This window comes from [Clostridium] fimetarium (assembly GCF_900111235.1).
GTDB classification, from domain to species: Bacteria; Bacillota; Clostridia; order Lachnospirales; family Lachnospiraceae; genus Clostridium_N; species Clostridium_N fimetarium.
Genome location: NZ_FOJI01000001.1, coordinates 1 through 22,238, shown reverse-complemented (window position 1 = coordinate 22,238; position 22,238 = coordinate 1). Strand labels below are relative to the sequence as shown.

The 22,238-nt window shown below is 33.5% G+C and carries 31 protein-coding genes, 3 tRNA genes and 1 rRNA gene; 5 read left to right on the top strand and 30 right to left on the bottom strand.

Annotation, left to right across the window (positions count from 1 at the left end):
* Positions 1-11 precede the first annotated feature (11 nt).
* The 4 genes from BMY18_RS00175 to BMY18_RS00160 form a co-directional block, all read right to left on the bottom strand.
* A complete protein-coding gene (locus BMY18_RS00175; protein ID WP_092449364.1) occupies positions 12-2,261 on the bottom strand; it encodes a hypothetical protein in 2,250 nt (749 codons plus the stop codon).
* A complete protein-coding gene (locus BMY18_RS00170) occupies positions 2,258-2,512 on the bottom strand; it encodes a hypothetical protein (RefSeq protein WP_092449362.1) in 255 nt (84 codons plus the stop codon). Before BMY18_RS00170 ends, BMY18_RS00175 begins: the two co-directional genes overlap by 4 nt.
* Before the next feature lie 367 nt (positions 2,513-2,879).
* The gene (locus BMY18_RS00165) at positions 2,880-3,170 is read right to left on the bottom strand and encodes a hypothetical protein (protein WP_092449360.1); all 291 of its coding nucleotides are present in this window, start codon (positions 3,168-3,170) and stop codon (positions 2,880-2,882) included.
* A gap of 58 nt (positions 3,171-3,228) precedes the next feature.
* Entirely contained in the window at positions 3,229-4,050 is an 822-nt protein-coding gene (locus tag BMY18_RS00160) for a hypothetical protein (protein WP_092449358.1), read from the bottom strand.
* Positions 4,051-4,260: 210 nt separating this feature from the next.
* Between BMY18_RS00160 and BMY18_RS00155 the strand changes: the two genes are divergently transcribed.
* Complete coding sequence (locus BMY18_RS00155) at positions 4,261-4,590, top strand: hypothetical protein (RefSeq protein ID WP_092449356.1); 330 nt, start codon at positions 4,261-4,263, stop codon at positions 4,588-4,590.
* Here the strand turns inward: BMY18_RS00155 and BMY18_RS00150 are convergent.
* From BMY18_RS00150 to BMY18_RS00120, 7 genes are all read right to left on the bottom strand, one after another.
* Positions 4,587-4,796 (bottom strand): Thoeris anti-defense Tad2 family protein, encoded by a 210-nt coding sequence (locus tag BMY18_RS00150; protein WP_092449354.1) that lies wholly within the window; start codon positions 4,794-4,796, stop codon positions 4,587-4,589. The two genes, BMY18_RS00155 and BMY18_RS00150, sit on opposite strands and share 4 nt — an antisense overlap.
* Before the next feature lie 71 nt (positions 4,797-4,867).
* Entirely contained in the window at positions 4,868-5,092 is a 225-nt protein-coding gene (locus BMY18_RS00145; protein WP_092449352.1) for a hypothetical protein, read from the bottom strand.
* A gap of 15 nt (positions 5,093-5,107) precedes the next feature.
* Entirely contained in the window at positions 5,108-6,244 is a 1,137-nt protein-coding gene (locus tag BMY18_RS00140; protein ID WP_092449350.1) for an AAA family ATPase, read from the bottom strand.
* A complete protein-coding gene (locus BMY18_RS00135) occupies positions 6,160-6,555 on the bottom strand; it encodes a hypothetical protein (RefSeq protein WP_092449348.1) in 396 nt (131 codons plus the stop codon). The genes BMY18_RS00140 and BMY18_RS00135 overlap by 85 nt, the downstream gene beginning before the upstream one ends.
* Positions 6,556-6,566: 11 nt before the next feature.
* Complete coding sequence (locus BMY18_RS00130; protein WP_092449346.1) at positions 6,567-7,250, bottom strand: hypothetical protein; 684 nt, start codon at positions 7,248-7,250, stop codon at positions 6,567-6,569.
* Between the two features lie 37 nt (positions 7,251-7,287).
* Entirely contained in the window at positions 7,288-7,491 is a 204-nt protein-coding gene (locus tag BMY18_RS00125) for a DUF6462 family protein (RefSeq protein WP_092449345.1), read from the bottom strand.
* Positions 7,492-7,508: 17 nt separating this feature from the next.
* Positions 7,509-7,694, bottom strand: a complete 186-nt coding sequence (locus BMY18_RS00120; RefSeq protein ID WP_092449343.1) for a hypothetical protein — start codon at positions 7,692-7,694, stop codon at positions 7,509-7,511.
* 195 nt (positions 7,695-7,889) lie between these two features.
* Between BMY18_RS00120 and BMY18_RS00115 the strand changes: the two genes are divergently transcribed.
* Positions 7,890-8,600 carry a helix-turn-helix domain-containing protein gene (locus BMY18_RS00115; RefSeq protein WP_092449341.1) on the top strand — a complete coding sequence of 237 codons (711 nt, stop codon included), beginning with the start codon at positions 7,890-7,892 and terminating at the stop codon, positions 8,598-8,600.
* Positions 8,601-8,631: 31 nt separating this feature from the next.
* Here BMY18_RS00115 and BMY18_RS00110 read toward each other — a convergent pair whose 3' ends face one another.
* The 3 genes from BMY18_RS00110 to BMY18_RS00100 all read right to left on the bottom strand — a co-directional run bounded on the left by BMY18_RS00110 (position 8,632) and on the right by BMY18_RS00100 (position 10,067).
* Entirely contained in the window at positions 8,632-8,868 is a 237-nt protein-coding gene (locus BMY18_RS00110; RefSeq protein ID WP_092449340.1) for a helix-turn-helix domain-containing protein, read from the bottom strand.
* 319 nt (positions 8,869-9,187) lie between these two features.
* The gene (locus tag BMY18_RS21295; RefSeq protein WP_092449338.1) at positions 9,188-9,523 is read right to left on the bottom strand and encodes a helix-turn-helix domain-containing protein; all 336 of its coding nucleotides are present in this window, start codon (positions 9,521-9,523) and stop codon (positions 9,188-9,190) included.
* A 301-nt stretch (positions 9,524-9,824) separates the two neighbouring features.
* The gene (locus BMY18_RS00100; protein ID WP_092449336.1) at positions 9,825-10,067 is read right to left on the bottom strand and encodes a helix-turn-helix transcriptional regulator; all 243 of its coding nucleotides are present in this window, start codon (positions 10,065-10,067) and stop codon (positions 9,825-9,827) included.
* A 383-nt stretch (positions 10,068-10,450) separates the two neighbouring features.
* On the opposite strand from BMY18_RS00100, the gene BMY18_RS00095 reads away from it, so the two are divergent.
* Entirely contained in the window at positions 10,451-10,810 is a 360-nt protein-coding gene (locus tag BMY18_RS00095) for a hypothetical protein (RefSeq protein WP_092449334.1), read from the top strand.
* 333 nt (positions 10,811-11,143) lie between these two features.
* Here BMY18_RS00095 and BMY18_RS00090 read toward each other — a convergent pair whose 3' ends face one another.
* The 11 genes from BMY18_RS00090 to BMY18_RS00040 form a co-directional block, all read right to left on the bottom strand.
* Positions 11,144-11,542, bottom strand: a complete 399-nt coding sequence (locus BMY18_RS00090) for a PBECR3 domain-containing polyvalent protein (RefSeq protein ID WP_092449332.1) — start codon at positions 11,540-11,542, stop codon at positions 11,144-11,146.
* Between the two features lie 293 nt (positions 11,543-11,835).
* Positions 11,836-12,105 (bottom strand): 30S ribosomal protein S18, encoded by a 270-nt coding sequence (rpsR, locus tag BMY18_RS00085; protein ID WP_092449330.1) that lies wholly within the window; start codon positions 12,103-12,105, stop codon positions 11,836-11,838.
* A 17-nt stretch (positions 12,106-12,122) separates the two neighbouring features.
* Positions 12,123-12,575, bottom strand: a complete 453-nt coding sequence (locus tag BMY18_RS00080; protein ID WP_092449328.1) for a single-stranded DNA-binding protein — start codon at positions 12,573-12,575, stop codon at positions 12,123-12,125.
* Positions 12,576-12,618: 43 nt separating this feature from the next.
* On the bottom strand, positions 12,619-12,909 hold the full coding sequence (gene rpsF / locus BMY18_RS00075; protein WP_092449326.1) for a 30S ribosomal protein S6: 291 nt from the start codon (positions 12,907-12,909) through the stop codon (positions 12,619-12,621).
* Between the two features lie 102 nt (positions 12,910-13,011).
* A complete protein-coding gene (locus BMY18_RS00070; RefSeq protein ID WP_092449324.1) occupies positions 13,012-13,194 on the bottom strand; it encodes a DUF951 domain-containing protein in 183 nt (60 codons plus the stop codon).
* Between the two features lie 16 nt (positions 13,195-13,210).
* The gene (locus BMY18_RS00065) at positions 13,211-13,945 is read right to left on the bottom strand and encodes an NAD-dependent protein deacylase (RefSeq protein ID WP_408644743.1); all 735 of its coding nucleotides are present in this window, start codon (positions 13,943-13,945) and stop codon (positions 13,211-13,213) included.
* 47 nt (positions 13,946-13,992) lie between these two features.
* Positions 13,993-14,580 carry a P-loop NTPase family protein gene (locus BMY18_RS00060; protein WP_092449321.1) on the bottom strand — a complete coding sequence of 196 codons (588 nt, stop codon included), beginning with the start codon at positions 14,578-14,580 and terminating at the stop codon, positions 13,993-13,995.
* A gap of 32 nt (positions 14,581-14,612) precedes the next feature.
* Positions 14,613-15,428, bottom strand: coding sequence for a YveK family protein (locus tag BMY18_RS00055; protein ID WP_139197188.1), 816 nt, complete (start codon positions 15,426-15,428; stop codon positions 14,613-14,615).
* Between the two features lie 26 nt (positions 15,429-15,454).
* Positions 15,455-16,375, bottom strand: a complete 921-nt coding sequence (locus BMY18_RS00050) for a nucleotidyltransferase family protein (RefSeq protein WP_092449317.1) — start codon at positions 16,373-16,375, stop codon at positions 15,455-15,457.
* A gap of 51 nt (positions 16,376-16,426) precedes the next feature.
* On the bottom strand, positions 16,427-17,311 hold the full coding sequence (locus BMY18_RS00045; protein ID WP_092449315.1) for a hypothetical protein: 885 nt from the start codon (positions 17,309-17,311) through the stop codon (positions 16,427-16,429).
* A 46-nt stretch (positions 17,312-17,357) separates the two neighbouring features.
* Positions 17,358-19,052, bottom strand: coding sequence for a diguanylate cyclase domain-containing protein (locus BMY18_RS00040; RefSeq protein ID WP_092449313.1), 1,695 nt, complete (start codon positions 19,050-19,052; stop codon positions 17,358-17,360).
* 248 nt (positions 19,053-19,300) lie between these two features.
* On the opposite strand from BMY18_RS00040, the gene BMY18_RS00035 reads away from it, so the two are divergent.
* Both BMY18_RS00035 and BMY18_RS00030 read left to right on the top strand, forming a co-directional pair.
* Positions 19,301-19,531, top strand: coding sequence for a hypothetical protein (locus BMY18_RS00035; protein ID WP_092449311.1), 231 nt, complete (start codon positions 19,301-19,303; stop codon positions 19,529-19,531).
* A 39-nt stretch (positions 19,532-19,570) separates the two neighbouring features.
* Positions 19,571-19,855, top strand: coding sequence for a hypothetical protein (locus tag BMY18_RS00030; RefSeq protein WP_139197187.1), 285 nt, complete (start codon positions 19,571-19,573; stop codon positions 19,853-19,855).
* 209 nt (positions 19,856-20,064) lie between these two features.
* Here BMY18_RS00030 and BMY18_RS00025 read toward each other — a convergent pair whose 3' ends face one another.
* The 5 genes from BMY18_RS00025 to BMY18_RS00005 form a co-directional block, all read right to left on the bottom strand.
* Complete coding sequence (locus BMY18_RS00025; protein ID WP_092449307.1) at positions 20,065-21,174, bottom strand: hypothetical protein; 1,110 nt, start codon at positions 21,172-21,174, stop codon at positions 20,065-20,067.
* Positions 21,175-21,587: 413 nt separating this feature from the next.
* Positions 21,588-21,658 (bottom strand) — tRNA-Cys (locus BMY18_RS00020).
* Between the two features lie 58 nt (positions 21,659-21,716).
* Positions 21,717-21,788 (bottom strand) — tRNA-Glu (locus BMY18_RS00015).
* A 31-nt stretch (positions 21,789-21,819) separates the two neighbouring features.
* Positions 21,820-21,891: transfer RNA gene (locus tag BMY18_RS00010), tRNA-Asn, on the bottom strand.
* 264 nt (positions 21,892-22,155) lie between these two features.
* Positions 22,156-22,238: ribosomal RNA gene (locus BMY18_RS00005) — 23S ribosomal RNA — on the bottom strand; the annotation flags it as partial.

Here is a 22,238-nt window from a genome sequence, read left to right as displayed (position 1 = left end):
TCTTTTTATACTTATTTGCCTTGCAGTTCCAATATTAATTCACCTTGTCTGATAATCAGTCTATCTTGCTCTTCATTTTTAGCAATTAATTGTTGTATTCCTTTAGTTAATACCGAAATCATATCTCCTAAACTTCTTCCGTCTTCTTCTATGATGGGAGGTATCTTGATAAATTTTATATCTTTGATTTTTGCCGATTTGAGACTAGCTTTAACTTTTACGATTTTTACTTCTCGCTTATCATTAATCAGTTTTTCGTATTCTTCATTTTTTCTAGTTATTTTCTTTTTGGCGCATTCCGGTAATGAGCTATGGTCAATTTCACCATTTCCATCATCTGATATTTTTACTATTTCATTTAACGCATCGCCGTCGTAAAACGGAGTATGGTCAGAATATGTATGAGCTGAAATATCTCCGGCAACATATAGGTCATCATTCATAACCGCGCGTTTCCTTATCATCAATCCGCCTTCTGCCCATAAATCTCCACTTGTATATATAAACATAGTTCCATCTGGTTGCTTGCTAAATTGGCAGATATAATCTTGACCAGGAGCGCCATATACCAATAATCCCCTATCACTAATTGAAAATGGGCCAATACCTCCACTTATTGCATTAATGTTTCCACTAATATCTGCGTTAGTCGCTTTGAGGTAGTTCAATATTGTATTTCCTAAACTATCGACGCTAAAATTCTCTCCCACTGTAAAGCTAGTCAATACCTTAATCCACTCAGCGTTAATTCCCCTGGCCGTAATAACATTAAATAACGCATTCCCCTCAGTATCTTCCGCCGATGTGATTGTCCATACACCATTAACTTGATTCTGTTGTATCATTCCGCCCGAAGTAACATATTGTCTCCATTTAGATTCCGCCATTTTCGGTTGGTCATGTATGTATTCAATCTCTCCACCGTTATCCATAGGAATTACTGTCCTAAACACCCCCATTGCATTAGCTATTAAATTGCTGAATTGTTGCTTCGCCAAATCATAAAAATTCACCTCTTGCTTTGCCACTTTTCTAGCTTCAACCGCAATTTTCGATGTAGGATCATAACTCGATTTCTTTTTTGAAGGTGTTTCCGCATCCGATGCAACTGTATCGTTTGATCCAAATTGATAGTGATAATTTGAGAATATAATCGGATAAGTATTGTTTTTATGTGATAAGATTCCGATGTCCCCAGCTTCACGACTTGGATCAGTAATCACTTGGACTGCAGCCGTTCTGAATCGCATCCCAGCTATCTTTTTCCCGACCGTATTAGCGATTGTTTCCGCCATTCCCTCTTGTATCAAAGGATTGTCTACTATCTCAATAATGTATCCTTCTGAGCCATATAGGAAGGTTTCTCCATAGTCTGAATCTATTCCCATGGCTTTAACTCGAACGCCGGTAACAACAATATCATCCGTTCCAATCGTTGGCTGAGAACCAAATGAATATAAGTGATGATAATTCTTTAGGTCCGTAAAGGCACCGGCCGATATAATATCTTTTGATGGTGCGGTAAACGTTCCCGCCGAAATTGTGTCCATTGCCGGGTTAGTAAATGTACCCGCGTTGATTATGTTTAACTTGTCCATTGTTGCGACATCATACCATTTCAGTTCTACCGCACCGTCAACATTGCACCTTGCGAAATTACCGCCCATCTGTGCAATCCAACCGATAATTGACCGACAAGTTAAGGCTTCGTCTGTTGGCTTTCTTGTTATCGTTACGGCTGAATTTAGGAATGTTGAGTTAAATAATACCACTCCGCAATGTAGACATACGGCTTGTGCTAATACTAACGGAGTAGTAGGAAAACTTATTGCTACTCCGGAAAATGGAACATCTAATTTGTTCATGTGGTCAAGTGATATCAGCGATATAATCGACGCTGAAACTGTTGCTTCATCCACTGTGAACGTACCTTTTTTTAGCCATTCCGTAGCGGTCGATTTATTCAATCCCACATAAGGTATTACTACCGCATCGGTGAAATCTACATCATCAAATTTATGTTCGATGTTATTCAGCAATATATCATTTTCATTAATGAATGCCGTTCCGATTTGGAATAAATTACTTGCTGACACACTGTCTATGATGCTTAATCCGCCCACAACGATATCCGTTTCCGTAATAGGTAATGTTGTCCCATTTGCTAATAATATCGTTGCTTTAGCGGTAAAATCGGGGACAGTTTCATCTTGTGTCGCATCTGCAACTATTGCTCTCCATTCATTGCTTACATTAATCAATTGTTTAGTCCTTTCTCGTTCTCTTTGTCTAAAGAAGTATTATTATCCAATAGATTCTTTTCTCTATATCTTCTAACTCTTTCTCTTGACTTCTCATTTTTAATAAACTTGGCGCATTCAGGACAATTCTTAGATGCGTATGTATTACCACTCGAAAACTCTTTATTACATCTTCCACACGTTTTAAATGGCATATTAACAGTGCGATCATCGCTTCCTTTTATCTTCTTCCAATAAACTACATTTCCCAATTTATACCCCTTTCTTTTCCTTTATATTTGTAAATTGCTTTAACTATTGCTAATATTTGCGTTTAATTGTAACGTGCATACTACAGGGGGTCATGCGAATGACCTGTGTGTTACATCAAGGTTCATCATCGGTTCTTATGTATATGTGTACGTATATTTTGAACGGGGGCAGTGCCGCTATCTGTATCCATGCCTTATTAAATATGTATAATATAATTTGAAAAGCTGATGTGGGAATATTTTATTGATATAACTCTTACGTCGGTGTCTAAGCATTTTATATTTTAGAGTCCACTACCCTCCGGGGGATATAGGTAGAGTGTGTGAGTTATACTATCGCCTCGCTCTACCTTATACATTTCCTTTGCTATTGCATTAGCTTCACACTACGCCCTTCTCGTATCTCTACAGTTATTGGCTCTATCCTGGATATGTACTCTTTGCTTATATAATAAGTACCATCATTAAATCGTACATCGCGCGATATCATTACGTTCTCCACGATTTTATCAGCTCTAATATACCAGTTATCAATACTCGTATCGTTTCCTATCTGTACTTTCCCGAACGTGTATCCAACTAAATGCTTTAATACATCGCATCCTGGCGTTATTGAAACCATCGATTTCGTCATATCATTTCTTAAATCTTTTCTCATATCTTTTACCTACCTTTTCATTTTCTTATATTGTCAATAACTGACTACCATTTGCATTCTATATATTCCATTCTTGTTTTAACTGATTCAATAATTGCATCTGTTTTGATGTGTCCACTTCCGGATTAACGTCAGGGTGAAACTTCTTTGATAGAACCCGATAGAACTGTTTCAATGTTTCCTTGTCCAGTGAACTGGGTTTACTTGCTATACCGCTTGAATAACTATTACTGTAGTTACTATAATATTCTTCTTGGTAACTACTACTTCTTTTCTCATACTCTTGCCTAACCACATAATCTGCCTTTATCTTGTCCAGGTATGCTTCATTCATTAGATTACCAAATACGTCATAACACTTATCATATTCGGTGCTGACACCATCAAAGCCATACTTATTATTGAATTGAGTTTTAGTAACTGCGTACTCTGTAGTTATATTTTCGTACTCTTGATGTGTTTTATATTCCTCTGTCTGCTGAAATTCCCTTTGCACTGTTTCGCTCAATGGATCTAGCTTTACATCCACTAACTCATAGACTTCATCTGACGTAACTCCAAGTTCTTTCATAATAATGTTTACTTTTCTATCACAACAATCATAAAGGCTAAACCAACCATCTGCTAATTCATAATAATTCGCTGTACCAAGTGGATACTGTTTCTTTTTAACCTTGCCATCTTCCCTATAACTCCTATGTATGCTTATCTTATATGCTTTTTTAATAAGGCGTTCAAAGCGTTCATAACCGTAATGATGGGTGTAATAACTTAAGTCAGTTCCATTCAAAGAAGAATTATGTATTTCAGATATTAGTTCTTTAAAATATCCATATTTATTAGGCTTTTTCGTTTCTATCTCCTGGATAACGCAATACATTTATTTCAACTCCTTGTGGTTACTAGATTTATATTTGCGATAACTACTGCAATTTATATAAAGTTATTTCTGATGCTGCATCTCTTAATATTAATTTTCAATTCTTAGCAATTACTATCTATTGTCTATTATTGGCATATTTTGTTAATAGTGTTATAATCTCCTTATCAGCTGGGGAGTTGAAATAATTATGAAAGGAGGATTCTCATAATGACAAACTTAACAAAAGATGCAGATAAAATGATCTGTATACTTTATAAAGAATTTCTTTCTAGAAGAAAAAGTGGTTTATCCAAATCGAGTGCTTGCGAATTTGGAAGTTCTGAAACTGTACATTCAACATTATTTAACAAACAATCACTAGATGATATTGATGAAACACTTCGTGAGCTTAGTCGTGCTGATTACGTTTCTTGTTTTTTCGCCGATAATACAATTTATAATTTCTCTATTACGTCTGATTGTATTATCTATATGGAAAATCGTTTTAAAACTGGATTAATTGAAGTAACTGATTTTATTGCTAAACTTATCCCTTAATCTACAACGCACCAATCATTAGCTGTTAAGTCGTCTGCTTTAGGCTCCCAACCTCTAGCAGTACGGCTTTCTTTTATGTTTATAACCTCACATGGAAGATTGTTATTTTGGGGTTTTATTTTAATTCTTCCACTCCGGCCCTCTTTTCTTCTTGCAATAAACTTATCCTTTTTTATTGCTTTATTAGTTGCTTTTTGAATATTCATCTTTTCACCTTCCTTCTGCATATATTTTCAGATATAAGAATCATCTACTCCGATGGTGCAGTTTATCAAATTTACTTCAATGGCATTTCATAAGTCGATTTTCCATCACTTATAAGTTGAAATATTTCGTTTAACACTTCCCTTGCTCTTTCTTCCGTTGGATAGCTTCCTAAGTAGGGAAGAAATTCATCTGATCCATTGCGGATTATAGAATAATTGTCTTTCCCATTTAATACCGCCCAACAATCGCGTCTAATCGTGACAATCGCACTTCCATCTTGCATTAATATCTTCATTTAACTCACCTTCTTTCAATTTTTAAATGGTATCTCTGTATTATCAGCACCGATAAAACCGTTTTTATCCCTTTCCCAAAAATAATGCTTTTCTTCTCCTATAGAATTTAAAAATCTCTTTGATTCTTTTTCATAGTAGGCACCAATAAATTCATCTGCTATTCCTAAATCTCTGTTCTTTGCCACCTCGATAACATTGTCAAATTTAAGCAATAAGTTGTCTTTATTTACGCCCAAATGTTCCATAATCCCTTTTTTAAAATCAGTGTTACATCTATGAATAAGAAATACATTATCCGCAAGATTTGTTATATCCGCAGTTCCGCTTATGTCTTGCTTCCGCAAGAAGCCTAATGATTTTCTAGGATGGGCTACAAAATGTATATGTATGTTCTTTTTCTTTGCAAGTTGCGATAATGCAATTACTAAATTAGTTTGTTTGTCATACTTTTCGCCCGTCACTCCAGTAAGGTCTAGCGACATCAAATTATCAATTATTACCACATCAATCTTGAATTTTTCTATACTATCTGTTACGGCCTTTAAAACATTTTCAACCCTTGCTCCATAATCGTTGTTATAGATATATAGGCTACTTTCTAACCATTCATTTATCTTTGCCCTTATTCCTTCCGGTACTGTATAAAAGTTTTCATATTTTGTACCGGTTACATTCTTTATTCCCGCAGCTTGCAATTGCACCCAATTCAGAACTCGATCTGCTCGTAATTCCCCACTGTATAAAGCCACCTTAAAGTTATTTTCAATACTTTCAATTGCTAACTGTGAAAGTATGCTACTTTTTCCGCTTCCATTACTCCCACTCCACACACTCAATTCGCCTTTATTGAATCCCATTATTCTTTTATCTAACAAGTGTATCCCGCTTTTAATTACTTGGCTTAAATCACGTTTTACAGTCTTTATTTGTGTTGGCGTAAGAAATACTGGCTCCTCTATCAGCTGCGGTGTTGCTTGTAGGTTTAATTCCTTGCTTAAATCAACATTGTTCCGCTTTCCTTGCTTCGCGCTACTTGCAAATTCTTGTCCGGTATCTCCTAGCTCATTTAACTCTCGGTTAACTCTTGCAATTTCTTCATCAATAAGAGTTTTTTCTGTTTTAATAACAACTCCTTTTGTTTCGGCTTCCATCCTTCGCTCAGCTCCTCTTTAATCTCTCGATTATTTCTTTGTAATTGTTCATACCGCTTGGAACATTCCTTTAAAAACCATGTGGAAACCTCTTTCATATGCTCATAATATGATTTTTTATAATCCACAAACCAATTGTTGTAAGCCAAAATTAATTCCTTCCGCCCAACCCTTACCAGTTTTATAGCTATCTGATTTAAAAAGTCCTTATCACAAAAGCTATATCCGTATATTTTCTTGAAAAAATCCTCGCTTGCTTCTACGTCTGCATTAATATTTGTAATAAATCTTTCTTTACAAGGGCTGTCCAATTCCGATCCTCCTAAAATTTAAATGTTCCGTCATTTGTTACTGTCAACTCATGATCCGTTGCGTTATCATCTTCATCCTCCCATCTGCGACTATTTAACCAGGTGGCTGGATATGGTATAAACTGTTTGTCTTTCCATTGTTTAGATTGGCTTTCCAAAACTCTAAGCATAATTTTTAGAAGTTCCTCGGTAACCTTTAATTTTTCAAAAGCCTTCCTTGCAGTTCCCTTAGATATCTTCCTGGGATAGGCGTTCCAAAAAGTATCAAAATGAGCAATATCTATTTTCTTTTCATTCTTACATTCTTGATAGTTGCCGGTTGCTTGCCGATTGCTTGCCGATTTGTTTGCCGATTCATTTTCTTTTACTTGATAAAGCTCCCAATTCAGTATGGTTATGAGCCTATTTTTGTTTGTCGATTTGTTTGCCAAAAATTCATACTTTTCAAATTTATCTATTGCCGTTCTCACATTTTTTATTGATATTCCTAGGCCAGAATTCTCGGTAATGGATTTTAAACTTGTGATACATTGTCCTGGTTTAATAGTGTACTTTTCCCCATTCCAGTTCCACTCGTTTGGCTTATGGCTTACCATCATAAGCAGTGTAATTAGAATTACTTTCTGCTCAGGCGTTGAACATTTCCATATAGGTTTATCAAGTAGCTGTCTATGCAGCTTAACCCAACCTTCCATTCATTTTTTCACCTTCTCTCTTTGTTCTTTTTTTTAATTACACTAACTGTTCATCTAAGTACTTATCAATTTTGGTCTTATCGTATAAACTGCGTCTGCCAATTTTCACTTCACTACCAATTTCTTTTGCAAACTCAACTGCCTTATTTTTTCCTAGTGATAAATAGATACATACTTCGCCAATATCTAATAGACGCTTTTCGCTTAGGTTCGCCCCTGGTCGAATATCTCTTTGTCTCATACTTTCTCCTTTCCTTATTATTCATGTATTGAATTACTCGCCAATTCTTCAATGATTTTAATTATCTTTTTAGCTTTTTCATCCGGTAGATTGTGTCTTAAAAGCCGGGAGAAATTTCCATCGCTAAGATTTAACTTTTCAGCTATGCACCATAACTTGACACCCTTTTCTTTCGCCATTCTTCTAATTTCTTGATTAACCATATTTGCTCCTTTCTAAATAAAATTGTATTGACAATTAGCTATATCAATGTTATATTTTAAATAACATTTGATGTTGTTGTTATCTATAATTGAATTATATCACTGCCAAATCAATATCTATGAAAATTATATAATGTTTATCATTCAATAACATTCTCATGCTTTGTTATTAAATAGATAACAGAAGGTGGGCATATGGCTACAGAAAAAAGGCGTAATTTTAATGATAAAGAAATAAAAGTTATTCATTCTCATTTCAGGAAATTGAGAGAAGATACCGAAACCAACGACAGCGGTTGCATTAGTCAGCGTACGCTTGCGGCTGAAATAGGCTTAATGTATTCAAGAATTAGTAATTTAGAAAGTGAAGAAGGTATAGACGAACCTTCAGTAAAAGACTTGATGGCATACCACAAGAAATTTAATGTTCCATACGAATACTTATTAGGTGAAAGTAATAACATAGAATATCAAAATATGAAAATCAGCAAAGAACTTGGACTATCAGACGGTGCTATTAATAACATAACTAAATTAAACGAAGCTATGGCGCCTCATGCTTCAGATTATATAAATAAAATCTTAGAGTCTGAAACCTTATCTTGGTTAATTGATGATATATTAAAGTATATTGATGCAACATTAAAAAGCGAAGGTTCATTTAAAAATAGCAATACGTGTTCTGATAAAGATGCACTGAAATACACTCAAGAAATAAATCATATTATTAAAGAAAATGGATTACCCTCTGCCTTATTGAGTAATTACAGTGCTTCTACGCACTATTTGAGAATGGCCGAGTACACGATGGGCGTAATAATTGATGATATATATAGAGATACAAGAAAGAACCTTGTGAGCGAAGGAAAATACGTACTGGATCCCAATCGCAGAAAAAAGGAGTGAAAGCCGTATAAGCCAACACTCCTTTATTGTTTTATTCTTCTATAAACATTTCCTCAAATGTTATTATTTTATCTCCTTGCTTTAATGCTTTTGCATTGAAGGTATTCATTATAATCATAATTTCATCAAACATAAACGGAACTCGGTGGTTAACTCTATGGCTATACGAGCTTACGCTTAACCCTATTAGTGATGCTATTTGTACCCTAGTAATCTTGTATTTTTTCCTATAGTATTCTAATTTAAAAAACTTTTTCTTTTCCCGCATAACTTCTCCTTATTATATCGTTTTTCAGCAGTATAAAACTGTATAATAAGTGTATCATTTCTGTTATGAAATAGTCAACAACCCCGCTCGTAGCCTACAATTGCGCTTACGCAACTTTAACTAATTAAACAAATCCCGGAAAGGCCTCTATTGTTGATTTGTGATAATATTATTTTTAGATATTTATGATTTCATACAACTTTCGTTGCTTTTACGCAACTATGACTAAAAAATATTTTTAAAAAAGTTACACACATCTCTGTCTGACGCCTTATGAATAAAGAATATTTGTCGCTAGATTGTTTTTCTATATTTACTTTTATTCAATTTTAGAAACTTCTAATTCTACGATATGGCTAGGGTCAGTTAGATCCTTCCCTTCATATTTCGCCAGGAACTCGCCAAGCGATGTTTTTCTTATTTTGTAAGAACCTAATTTAAGTACTGGTATCAATCCGGCATTAACTAACTTATAAACATATGAAGTATTAGTTTTCATTATCTTGGCCGTTTCCGCTATCGTATAAAGAACGTCTTGGTCGTCGGCAATGTAATTTACAGTCACGTTTTGAGCTTGCTCCGTTAATAAATTATGCCTCTTCAAATCTCCAATTACCTTATCAATAATTTGTTTTTCATCTAATTCAATATTCATTGTATCTCCTCTTCTTTATATTATTGGCTAGCTACGCATTAAATGTATCACTCCAGTAATAATAAATCAATGAAATTCTATAGGCTGCAATAAGTTGTTTAAATGCAACAATATCATCAATATTTGTGCGTGAAAAAGGCACCCCCATTTCTGCAAGGTGCCTTTAGGATCCGTGTATTTTAGGCACATATACAAAACAATACCCATCCGGAATAGCTAGCAAAAAAGGAATCGAAGCCATATCAGCTAACATTCCCTTTTTCATTACACACCTTATAATTTACATATACTACTGAACTAATTATTTCATATGCTCTCTTTCAAATATTTCATCGATGGTCATAGCTGGAATCCCTTCTTTTTTTAGCATCTTATTTAAAGCGTTCCTTATTGTAAAACATTCGTCTAGCGAGAATCTAGTTCTTCCCTTTTCCTTTCCGCAATAATTCACGTTGCTATATCCTAGTAGTACCCCCATATCTTCTTGAGATAGATTTAGATATTCTCTCCAATATTTTAATTTCAAAAACTTTTCATTTTTCATCTTTTTCCCTCGTATTCTTATATAGTTATACGTTAAATATAGCACTCATTTAGAGGAAAATCAAAGGTATTTTATATGCAACAATATACGCCTATATGTAGTTAAAATGCAGTCATACGTTGATTATTTGCAACAATATTCTTAATACTTATGTTCGAAAAAGGCACCCTATATTTCTAAAAATATTTATAAATATTTATTCGTAATAGATGGCTTGATATTAATAATTTAGAACTTATTTTTATGTTAAAAATGCAGATTCAATACATTCTATAATGTGAATTTATGTTGCTAATTAATTCGATAGACAAACTGTGTTATTTGGTATATAACTAATTTAATGGTATTTAATGCCAAATATACTATAAGAGAGGGATTTATAAATGAAAACAGCAAGATTGGTTATTGGGATTGTATCTATCGTATTATTTGTATTAGTAGCTCTTCAATCGTGCGCTGCGGGATTGGGAAATGCACTGCAAGAAAATGGAGAAGTAAGTGGAAGTGCCGGTTTAATGTTAGCATTTTTCTTGCTAATTGCTGGCATAATAGGAATAGCAGCGAGAAAGACTAAAGGGGGAACTATAACAGCTGGATGCTTTTATGCCGTTGGCGGTCTAATTGGAATTAGTAATGTAGGGAGTTACGGAGATTTAGCAATATGGTCAGTACTATCTTTTATATTTGCAGTTGTTTTTATAGTTGGTGCAATAGTTCAAAAGAAGCCAGCGCTTATATCATAATTTTAATAAAAAAAACAAGCCCCTAATCCATTTCCGGAAAAGGGGCTTTACCTTTGCTTTAATATAAAAAGATATTGATCTCCTAATAAAATACAAATCATTAATTTAGTGATTGCTACATAAGTTTTCAGTTCATTTCAGCTTGAATTTTAGACATAAAAAAGCACCTAGAAATTAATCTAAGTGCTTTCACTATAACAAATTATATAAGATTTTTTGGATGGGCGGCGTATCCATCATCTCAGGTACTCTTGCGAGTGCATCGGGAGCCATTTCCGAAACTCAATAATCTTATACAACAAAGTATATGTTGTTAATATCATTATAATACACCTATAAAGATGTATTGTCAATCTCATTACTAAATATTTTCAATCTTCCACTAAATAAACGGTTAGATATTTTAGATGCCGTAATATCATGCATTGTTGATACATATAAATAATTATCCTCTACGTTTAATTTTATACCAATCATAACATTATCATTATATTTCTTTACAAACTCAATACTGATACCACTCTCATTAGGGTTCACTCCAATATAATCTGGATTATTTATTATGTCAGAAATATTATTAATATATTTCAAACATTTATAATGTTGTCTTTTAATCATATGAGTAGGCAATCCCTTTGATTGATATATTATTTCAATTGGTAAATCTGTTCCCAATATCTTATTAAATTCTTCTCTAAATACCCCAACATTTATAAAATTGTCCTCATCCATTAATTTCCCTCTTTAGTAAACATAATAATTTATTATATACCACATTCTGGTAAAAGGAAATAAATATTAATTCTATATAGTTTTACGCAGATGTTGTGTAGACGCTTAGATTGTGGAGTTTGGTTTTTCAAATGCTATGGGCGCATATTTTTATCTTTCGCCATAATTGAACATAATTATAAAAAAGCACCCCATACTATTTTATTAGTATAGAGTGCTTATGATTTACAAAAATTGTATCAAAATTGTATCAAATAACTTTTACAATCTCTCAACCCTAGTAAATACTATGATTAATCAAGTGTATAAGGCATTAAAGCAATATGTCTTGATCTCTTAATTGATACTGTAAGAGCTCTCTGATGTTTTGCACAGTTTCCTGTGATTCTTCTAGGAAGAATTTTTCCTCTTTCAGAAATATATCTCTTTAACATATTAACATCTTTATAATCTATTTCTTTATTCTTGTCTGCACAGAAAACACATACTTTCTTTCTTCTACGCATAGGTCTTCTTCTCATTTGAGAATCTGATTTATCTGATCTCTCTCTCGTGCTTGGCATACCTGCTACCTCCTATTTTAGTTAAAAGGCAAACCTTCATCTTCTACTCCGTCAGGAATATTCATAAATCCATCACCAGCTGCTGCGCTTGGCTCTGGTCTTGATGGAGCATATGCTGCTTCATTACTTGCAGCTGAAGCTTTGCTCTCCGCAAATTCTTGCTCTTCAACGATAACCTCTGTAGTGTAAACTTTCTGACCGTCCTTGTTCGTGTAGCTTCCAGTTTGGATTCTACCTGTAACAATAACTTTAGTTCCTTGGTGAAGATACTTCTCTGCAAATTCTGCACTTCTTCCGAAGGCAACACATCCGATAAAATCAGCTGTCTGCTCAGTACCATCTCCATTAGTTTTACGTCTTCTGTCTACTGCTACTGTGTATCTGGCAATTGCAGTTGATCCGTCTGCGCCCTGTGAATAACGGATATCTGGATCTCTTGTCAATCGTCCCATTAAAATTACTTTATTCATACTATTCTTTCTCCTCTTCTATAAAAGAGTTGTCTGCTAGTACCTATTTCTTTTCGTCTCTAACACATAAGAATCTGATGACAGGTTCCATAATACGGATTCTGCTTTCAATTTCAGCTGGACAAGTTGGTTCTGCATCAAATCTGATGAAGTAATAAAAACCATCTTTCATTTTCTGAATTTCATAAGCTAATCTTTTCTTACCCCAGTCATCAACATTAGTAACTGTACCAGCAAAACGAGAGATTAATTCTTTAATCTGCTCAACTGATGCAAGTCTAACTTCTTCTTCGACGTTTGCACTAACAACAACTGTTAATTCGTACTTATTCATTTACGTCGTACCTCCTTTTGGTCTCTGGTCTCCTAATCACAGTAGGAAACAAGGAAATTATAATATATCACAAGTTATAATTCTACCATAGAGTGCATTAATTTACAAGCTGTTTCTGATATTTTTTATATTTTTTTCGACGAGCTTTCTAGGAACCATTATTTGATGTCCACATCCAATACACTTTAAACGAAAGTCTGCACCAACTCTAAGTACTTCCCATTCATTGCTTCCACATGGATGTTGCTTTTTTAATTGAATAATATCAGTAACATTAATATCCACAATAGCTCCATTCTGCCTAAATGTTATTTTTCGTAATTACTTGTCCAAATACTTTTCCTAAGCTATCATTAATTAACAAATCTGCCTTTTTATCATATGAAGTAGCCGATTTATTAATCAACACTAATTTATTACCTTTGTAATAATCAATTAATCCCGCTGCTGGGTAGACTCCTAAAGATGTGCCACCTACAATCAAAACGTCAGCCTCACTAATTAATTTTATAGCCTCTCTCAAGCTATTTTCATTCAGACCTTCTTCATAAAGGACAACATCCGGTTTAACCCTGCCACCACAGCTGCAAACTGGTATATTATCACTTTGAATTATATAATTAACATCGTAAAACATACCACATTTTTCACAATAATTCCGAAGTACTGAGCCATGCAGTTCAATCACCTTCTTGCTTCCAGCCTTTTGGTGAAGTCCATCAATATTTTGAGTAATAATTCCCTTAAGCTTTCCATCTTTTTCAAGTTCAACTAATTTTTTGTGCGTAGTACTTGGAATTGCTTCTGGAAAAATCATCTTATTTTTGTAAAATTCAAAAAATAAATCTGGTTTTTTTATATAAAATGTATGACTTAAAATCGTTTCTGGGGGATATTTATAGGCCTGATTATATATCCCATCTGCGCTTCTAAAATCTGGGATGCCACTTTCTGTGGAGACCCCTGCTCCACCAAAAAAGACTATATTACTTGATTCTTTTATCCATTTAAGAAAAATTTGAACTTGTTCCTGAATCTCCATAGAACCATCTCCATACCAATAATACTTAGCTTATCATTAAGTTACACGTTATTTATAACTACTCCAAGAATTAGACAACCTTCACTTGAAAGTCCATTAACTTCCTTTTTCGCTTTCTTTTGACTGTAGTCGTCATTATTCATAATGAGCAATGCGCCATCACACAGCTTCGCTATATCTATCCCGCTTCCGACCTCTAAGATAATATAATCATAATCATTCTTATACAGATCCATTAGTTTGCAAAAAGCGATTTCATTTTGTTCCAAAACAGAATAATTATCAACGTCTCCAGTAAATACAACATTGATATCTTCTTTGTTTGTAACACATATTATTTTGTCTGGCAGTTCACTTCCAGCAAAGTAATCGCTAATTCCTTTTAGATTTTTACCCAACTTATATTTATTCATAAATACTGAAGTCGAAAAATCTGCATCAATAAACAAGACATTGTTTTCGGATTTTCTAATTGTATCTGCCAATTTAAGTGCAATTCCATTTTCACCGATTGCTGCTATCGTTTTAAATTTTCTTCCTTTTGCAAGAATGCGGTTACAAAGTTCTTGATATGCCGTTTCTTCCTTCGGCGTCATGCTTACTAACGTATCTATATTTACACTAAACAAATTATTCATCTCCTTTGCAACACAAACAAAATTTATTTTGGTATTTTTCCAATAACCTCTGAACTTGATTCTTCATTTATAAAATCTGGTTCTTCGTCTGCTTGCGTATCAATAAAAACATCAACGCCAACTACCTCTGAGTCATCTAATAATAAATCATCGTCCAAGGATGCTGCTGATTCTTTCGTCGCTTTTTTTATTTCTTTACCTACATCTGATTTTTTGGGGTTTTCATCATATTTAACTACATTTCCATAATATCGGTTGTATTCCGCTTCATCATCTTCTTCTTTATGTTTGCTAAATGCGCTAATTAATAATGCAACTATAAGTTCTATAAAGAAACATATGAATGCGCCGGCGAGAAAAAGATATGCCGTATATCTATATAAATGTGGCTTATATGCCACTCCTGTAGAAGTTCCTTCTGCAAGAATTGATATCTTCTCTACTGGAATAATCGTTGTTGTCTTCAACGCACTTTTTGCAACAGCATCAACATATTGCTTGGCAGTTGCCTGATCTGGATCATAACAAATTATTTCAATAACATTACTATTTCGTGGTGTATTAACTGAAATATATGACGCCAAATCTTCTGAAGTTCCAACTGATTTTTGTGCATCCGAAATAACAAGATTACTTTTAAATACAACAGCAAAATCTTCTTTCAACCCACCATCACTAGCACGAAGAGAGGGTTCTGACGTTTCACCTGGCACTACATAAAGCTGAGTAGTTGAAAAATATACTGGAGAAATCTCATTCATTAACCACAGGTATCCAGCTACTCCACTTAAAATACTAACTATTATCCATATCAGTAAAAATCTTGAAAATTTCTTCATCTTAGCTCCCATCTTCCGGTGTATCCTTATTTGTATAATTTGTTTGGATATTTTCCTTCTGATATTAATTTTTGAATTGATTTTACTACGATTGGTTTATCTTCTTTATATGTTACTCCAAACCATTTATCTTGCGTTTCAAGCACGGTTGCCACTGCTCTTTTTGACTTTATCAATTGGTCAACAATCGTTGGAAGTAAATATTCACTCTTGAAATCACCTGCTTTTAATTCACCAAGAAACTTTACAAATCCACTTTCAAGTTCATCTAAAAACTTTGGATCAAATCCCCACATATTCATAGATACATAACTATTAGGGTCAATATTTACCATACTTCCATCACACTCATATGATGCTCCACCATTATCATTTTTTACAATGCCTGAAGTCTCTCTAACACTAACCAAATGCTTGTTATCATCAACTAGACAAACGCCTCTAGTAACTGAACCATTATCACTTAATGTATTACCAAGAATAAATCCGGCCATACACATAACTTGTTCCACTTCCGTACCATGTTCTTCCACTAAATAATCATGAATCTTTTTAAATCCAGTTTTACCATAATAATCATCGGCATTAATTACAAGAAATGGTTCATTCACTATCCCTTTACAAGAAAGAATTGCTTGTCCTGTTCCCCAAGGTTTTTCTCTTCCCTCTGTAACTTTGACACCTTCGGGAGTATTTTCCACTTGTTGAAATACATATTCAACTTTGACTACTTGTTCAATTCTATTCCCTATTATGTCTTTAAATGATTCTTCCAGATCTTTTCTTATAACAAATACTACTTTGTTAAAACCAGCCTCGATTGCATCGTAGATTGAATAATCCATGATGATCTCTCCATTAGGACCCATCGGCTCAAGTTGCTTAACTCCGCCACCAAATCTACTTCCAATTCCTGCTGCCATAATTACTAAAGTTGTGTCATTCATTTTATTAATCTCCCATACAAATTTTCTTATTTAATTCCTCTATCCTAGGAATTATTTTGAAGTATTAATTTGAGGATAGTAATACCATCTAATTCCTGTAATAATTCCTTTTTCATCAATATCAAAAGCAATTTGAGCAAAATCATCATTATACGTTGCATATTGTTCTTTATAAGGTGGTTCAAAATATGTAAATTCTAATATATATGATTTCGCTGTCTCCATCGAAGTATAACCATTATAATTAATAACTCCATACTGAATCTTATCTGATTTTTTTACAGAAGCCAAATTATCAAGCGTAAAACTTCCATATAGATACTTCCCTATGATACTGGAATTATCTTCTGTCATCATATTATTATTCAGACAATTACTGTCTCTATAAAAAAGTTCCATAATTTTATCTTTGCTATCACCAACCTTAATGCCTCTTGAAAATATGTCATCATCACCTAATGATGCAGCAGCACATAATTTGTAGATATTATCAATTGACATAAATATCAATGACAAATCATTATAAGCATATACTTTTTCATCTAAAACTTCATCTGGCCTAACGCCATTTTCTGTTTGCGCCTGAACCTGTGTTACTTTCTGCGTTTCTACTTGTGTCTGATTCTGGGTTTCCTTTTGTACGGCCGGAGTTGTACTCGACAAAACTTCTTTTGAATCGTAATAATTAGCAGGCTCACCTAATAACGCCTTAACTTGTTCTTCTGTCATTCCCATTTTTAGTTTATTAACAATCAAATCATCATAAGAAAACATTTCCGCAGAACTCACACCCAATGTTTCATAAATAGAAGACTCTTGCTCAATATACCCATCATCTACTATATTTTCACTTTTACAAGCAACCGTTAAAGATGAAGTTATAATAATAACTGCAAGCAATCCATATATAAATGTCCATTGTCTCAATTTCTTCATAACTGACCTCATCTCTCAAAATTAACAATTTAACAATTTAACAATATTAAGTTCTTATATCTGTAATTTCAAATTTGATTTCTATCTTTTCACCAAAATTCTGTTTAAATATATCATAGATTCTTCTTGCCACCAATCGCCCATTATGTTTATCTGCGTCCAGTATCATTACTAGTTGCTGATAATCACTATATCTTGTTGTGACATCTCCTTTTCGGATTGATTTTACAATTGCTGTTTCTAATGTAATCATACATTCTGCCAATACAGCACTATCCAGTAAATTCCCATTGGTTTCAAAAATCGTATATAACACTAAAATACCATTTTGTTCCGTTCTTTCCATACTTCTAGAGACAAACTGGTATATTTTTGTGAATCCATCATATCCTACTCTATAAGCGCCAGAAATAATTCCATCTTCTTCTAATTTTTTTTTCAAATATAAAACATCAGCTTCTACGCCTCTATCATTATGTAAACTAAATTCTCTATCATCATATGTATGACAATGACCTTTACCATGCTCCTTTACATAATACAAGGCTTTATCTGCATTATCAAATAATTTTTCAAATGAATTAATTGCAATATCAGATTGCGCGATTCCTATAGAAACCGAAACACCGCATCCCTTTCTAGTAGGCCCGATCTTTGATTTCACAGCATTAATAATCTTTTCTGCAATTATTCTAATATAATCATTGTCATCTTCATTCGGGAAAAATACTACAAACTCATCTCCTCCAATTCTTGATATAATGCCAATATCACCAATGATTTCTTTCATTGTATTTGCGAGATTTATTATAATATTATCGCCTGCACTGTGCCCGTATATATCATTGACACTTTTAAAATTGTCCAGATCAAGCATAAACATAATGCCACGATTCAATGGAGTACTCAAATATCCGTCAACATATTTCTTTATATAATCACGATTCCACACATTCGTCAACGTATCTTTGTAAATATTATTATAAGTATCTTGAGCATAATCTTTCATAAGGCGTTGTAGAATTAGAATATTATCTGATGTTGAATCAAAGTCTTCTACTTGCTGTTTTGTATCTATGCTAATGTTAAATCCCTCATCTAACATTTCTAACAGTATATCTGCTACTAGTGGATCAAACTGTGTTTCCCTGCATCTAAATATCTCTTTTTTAACTTCTGTAAAAGTATACTCTTTTCTATATGATCGATTAGAAACCATAGCATCGTAAGCATCTGCCATTCCAATAATCCTAGCATTCATTGGAATTTCTTCTCTTTTTAATCCATCTGGATATCCTTTTCCATCAAAATGCTCATGATGAGACCTTGCGCCATCTCTAAGTTTCGGAAAAATATCAATGCCTTTTAAAATATTATCGCCAATTAATGTATGGGTTTTTATAATTTCATATTCTTCTAATGTAAGACTAGATGGCTTTCCAATTATAGCATCTGGTATTCCTATGCTGCCAATATCATGTAATAATGCTACATAATATAAATTAGACAATTCATTCCCTTTTATGCCAATCCTTCTTCCGATTTCAACAGAATACTTTGCTACTCTTTCAGAATGACCATTTTTATAGCTATCTTTAGCATCGATTGTATGAGCTATAGTCGCCATCGTCTGCAAAGAATTATTTTCAACTTCTTTAACTCTTTGCTTCAATTTTTGTTGCATATTTTGTTCTAATTTCTCATTTCCCAATAACTCATTATACGACCGAACATCTTCCATAGTTAATTCCCCAATTTACTATCACCAAAATACAGTTCCTTTTTCACCTTTAACAATCTTCCAAACGCCTTGTTATTATATCATATATCAAGGAAATTATAAACTAAATGTTTATTATATTTATCATGTATCTCATTTAATTTTCTCTACATTAATAGATAAAAGTGTCATTGTTACATTCTTTGAATATTGTATTGTATGGGATAAATTATCCTATATCCTAATAAAAATACGTGGAGGAAATAAAAATGTCAAACTGCCTATCAGTTAAAGAATCACTAAAATTTGCCGACATTACAGGTCAGCAAGTCACGATAACGCTAAAAAGTTGTACAAAATTAGAAGGTTGCATCGTTGAACGTTTATGGTCTACAGCATGCCGAGTATGGCTTGATCCAACTGACCGAGATGATATTGATAAAGCAATTGTTGCAATTCACGCAATTAAATCCGTTGATTTTATATGTGATGAATGTTAGAAGATGATAAATTTGAATTTGGAAAGGGTGGAAAAAGATATGACGCAATTAAATAACGATAATTATGATGTATCGATTATGAGTACAGATACCGATTGTTTAGAAGGTATTCGAGAGGCACTAAAAATTGCAATGCTTACAGATCAAATAGTTGAAGTTGGATTGAATTGCTTTGGAGAACCTGAAGTAGTTGAAGGCCTTATTATTGAGGTATGTTCGCGCACTTTTTGTATTAAAATTGAAGATAGCCGCGATAGACGATGCGGACATGATGAGATTTTAAAATATGATATTGAAAATGTAGAATATGTTGAGTTCTGCTAATTTTTAAAAACTAAATTATAGCTAGCTATTAATGTGGATTAACTCACAAGATAAAAATATAATTTTAGTCAAAACAAAAGCTCCAGTAAATAAATGCATATCGCATATTTACTGGAGCTTTTGTTTTGAGGCGACAATGAGATTTGAACTCATGATCAAGGTGTTGCAGGCCGTTGATAGAAATCTATTCAAAAATAGATGCGATTCTGTTATTGAATATTTTGTTGTACATGAATATTAACTTTAGTTTTTATGTAGTGAACACCTATTGATGATGAGATGAAAGACACGACCAACATGAATCCTATATAATCCCATGAAATTCTCGGCGGGGTCTGCTCATTTTCAAATAAAACACGATCAAAATAGCGTATGTTAGCTAAATCAGTATTTTCAGGATCTGAAACATATATCCATCTAAGATCTTCTGGACTAGCAACCCATTTGTTGCCTTCTTCATCTATAAAAACATAGGTGTCTTTATTGTTATTAATTCGACTTACATATCTGTTTATTTCTTTTGCATCTGTATATACTTGATAGTCACTACTATGTGGAAAGGTCCATAATACAATCTTAGACTTGGTTTCATAGCCTTTTATTTCACCATTATAATTCGTATAGTTATCTTTATGATCATTTAAAAACATATCTTTCGAATATTTTAACTTTTGCCAGCTCAGATTAACCCAACCTTGATATTCACCAATAACATTACCCCATATTATTCCATGACTTTCATAAGTCATATGAATAAGAAAATCAGTTCCATTTGGAATAGAATCAACAACCCAAGGTGTCTCGGGACTTTGGTAAAGCTTCAATTCGCCACCTTCCCCATTGGCACTATACGTGTCTCCAGAAAATAAGCACTCATCTTGGTGATTCCTTAAAAATGGATCGTTTGTAACCATTATCGGATTGGCAAAAACGGTTGTAGCACCAAACGAACTACTGAGTATAAATGCGACCAACATCGGTAGGAAATAGGAAATTCCATTCGCTAAAACAGAACATTTTAATGGCCTTTTGATGCGCGTAACATAATTTTTATAAAACTGCCATTCTACAATCACCACAATTGCTTCAAGCGGAAGCTGTACCCACCATTTGCTTATATTGGTTGATAATACGAAACTATTTGCGATTGTAACCACAATTGGATTTGTAACAACATTGATGAGCATTACTAATACCAAATCCGATTTTATAGTGAGACGTTCATAAAAATGTACAAATATCACTTCAATAATAATTGCCAATACCAAAGAAAGCGCCATTTCAAATAATAAAAATAATAAGATATACCCTATATCCATATCGTTCCCCCTTCTTCTAATTAAATTTATTGGTTACCATTTCTTGTTAAAGAGAATAATATTATACCATATTTTTACAGTTACAATCAATATTTAAGTTCTAATATAAAAAGTTGTTATTGTTACAAATAAATTTTATTTAAATTTATACATCAAACTCAACTATATTTAAATACTACTCTTAATTATTAGTACATACGCTGCATTTCACATTGAAAATAAATTATTAATTTTCTAGTCATTTTTGATCCGAATCAGGCTATTTATTGAAATTGTAAAGATATCTATACACAAATATTACACAAATATAGTTGGTAAAAGACATTAAAATACGGTATTAAACGGTATATCTACTCTTACCTATAAACGCAAAAAAGCCCCACAAACCGAGGGTTTATGAGACTTTTCTATAGAGGCGACAATGAGATTTGAACTCATGATCAAGGTGTTGCAGACCTACGCCTTACCACTTGGCTATGTCGCCATATTAACAACTATATTATAACCAACACTTGATTATTCGTCAAATGTTTTATTTAAAATGACTCCAAGGGGATTTGAACCCCTGTAACCGCCGTGAAAGGGCGGTGTCTTAACCGCTTGACCATGGAGCCTTATCGTGAACTGCCAGAGCGGTTCAAAAAACTCCCTGAGTAGGACTCGAACCTACAACATCACGGTTAACAGCCGTGCGCTCTACCATTGAGCCATCAAGGAATATTTGTTTCATTTATAAACAAATAGGAAGCCATTTCATAACTCCCAAAGTCAAAGAAACCAAATCTTAATTCGTTGGAATTATAAGTTTGTTCCTTCAAAACTGCATATTAAATATATCTATCATCCGTTTTTTATCTTTATCTCTAAAGATAACTCTCTTGTATGTTCTATCCTATGACCATTGTCTTTGCTTCGCAAAGACGTTGCAAGTTGCAAGCAACTTACTCAACTCTACTTTTAATAGCAAAGACAATGTTTCGCTTGGTTAAGCCCTCGACCTATTAGTATTAGTCAGCTGAACACGTTACCATGCTTACACCTCTAACCTATCTACCTCGTAGTCT

Bases quoted from the DNA above. Each gene is read 5' to 3' on its own strand.
- BMY18_RS00095 (WP_092449334.1), top strand. From the start codon at position 10,451: ATGAAAACAGCAAGATTGGTTATTGGGATTGTATCTATCGTATTATTT.
- BMY18_RS00035 (WP_092449311.1), top strand. From the start codon at position 19,301: ATGTCAAACTGCCTATCAGTTAAAGAATCACTAAAATTTGCCGACATT.
- BMY18_RS00130 (WP_092449346.1), bottom strand. From the start codon at position 7,250: ATGGAAGGTTGGGTTAAGCTGCATAGACAGCTACTTGATAAACCTATA.
- BMY18_RS00055 (WP_139197188.1), bottom strand. From the start codon at position 15,428: ATGAAGAAATTTTCAAGATTTTTACTGATATGGATAATAGTTAGTATT.
- BMY18_RS00050 (WP_092449317.1), bottom strand. From the start codon at position 16,375: ATGAATGACACAACTTTAGTAATTATGGCAGCAGGAATTGGAAGTAGA.
- BMY18_RS00120 (WP_092449343.1), bottom strand. From the start codon at position 7,694: ATGGTTAATCAAGAAATTAGAAGAATGGCGAAAGAAAAGGGTGTCAAG.
- BMY18_RS00155 (WP_092449356.1), top strand. From the start codon at position 4,261: ATGACAAACTTAACAAAAGATGCAGATAAAATGATCTGTATACTTTAT.
- BMY18_RS00125 (WP_092449345.1), bottom strand. From the start codon at position 7,491: ATGAGACAAAGAGATATTCGACCAGGGGCGAACCTAAGCGAAAAGCGT.
- BMY18_RS00025 (WP_092449307.1), bottom strand. From the start codon at position 21,174: ATGGATATAGGGTATATCTTATTATTTTTATTATTTGAAATGGCGCTT.
- BMY18_RS00090 (WP_092449332.1), bottom strand. From the start codon at position 11,542: ATGGATGAGGACAATTTTATAAATGTTGGGGTATTTAGAGAAGAATTT.
- rpsF (WP_092449326.1), bottom strand. From the start codon at position 12,909: ATGAATAAGTACGAATTAACAGTTGTTGTTAGTGCAAACGTCGAAGAA.
- BMY18_RS00115 (WP_092449341.1), top strand. From the start codon at position 7,890: ATGGCTACAGAAAAAAGGCGTAATTTTAATGATAAAGAAATAAAAGTT.
- BMY18_RS00110 (WP_092449340.1), bottom strand. From the start codon at position 8,868: ATGCGGGAAAAGAAAAAGTTTTTTAAATTAGAATACTATAGGAAAAAA.
- BMY18_RS00150 (WP_092449354.1), bottom strand. From the start codon at position 4,796: ATGAATATTCAAAAAGCAACTAATAAAGCAATAAAAAAGGATAAGTTT.
- BMY18_RS00145 (WP_092449352.1), bottom strand. From the start codon at position 5,092: ATGAAGATATTAATGCAAGATGGAAGTGCGATTGTCACGATTAGACGC.
- BMY18_RS00100 (WP_092449336.1), bottom strand. From the start codon at position 10,067: ATGAAAAATGAAAAGTTTTTGAAATTAAAATATTGGAGAGAATATCTA.
- BMY18_RS00080 (WP_092449328.1), bottom strand. From the start codon at position 12,575: ATGAATAAAGTAATTTTAATGGGACGATTGACAAGAGATCCAGATATC.
- BMY18_RS00140 (WP_092449350.1), bottom strand. From the start codon at position 6,244: ATGGAAGCCGAAACAAAAGGAGTTGTTATTAAAACAGAAAAAACTCTT.
- BMY18_RS00040 (WP_092449313.1), bottom strand. From the start codon at position 19,052: ATGGAAGATGTTCGGTCGTATAATGAGTTATTGGGAAATGAGAAATTA.
- BMY18_RS00045 (WP_092449315.1), bottom strand. From the start codon at position 17,311: ATGAAGAAATTGAGACAATGGACATTTATATATGGATTGCTTGCAGTT.
- BMY18_RS00030 (WP_139197187.1), top strand. From the start codon at position 19,571: ATGACGCAATTAAATAACGATAATTATGATGTATCGATTATGAGTACA.
- rpsR (WP_092449330.1), bottom strand. From the start codon at position 12,105: ATGCCAAGCACGAGAGAGAGATCAGATAAATCAGATTCTCAAATGAGA.
- BMY18_RS00165 (WP_092449360.1), bottom strand. From the start codon at position 3,170: ATGAGAAAAGATTTAAGAAATGATATGACGAAATCGATGGTTTCAATA.
- BMY18_RS00160 (WP_092449358.1), bottom strand. From the start codon at position 4,050: ATGTATTGCGTTATCCAGGAGATAGAAACGAAAAAGCCTAATAAATAT.
- BMY18_RS21295 (WP_092449338.1), bottom strand. From the start codon at position 9,523: ATGAATATTGAATTAGATGAAAAACAAATTATTGATAAGGTAATTGGA.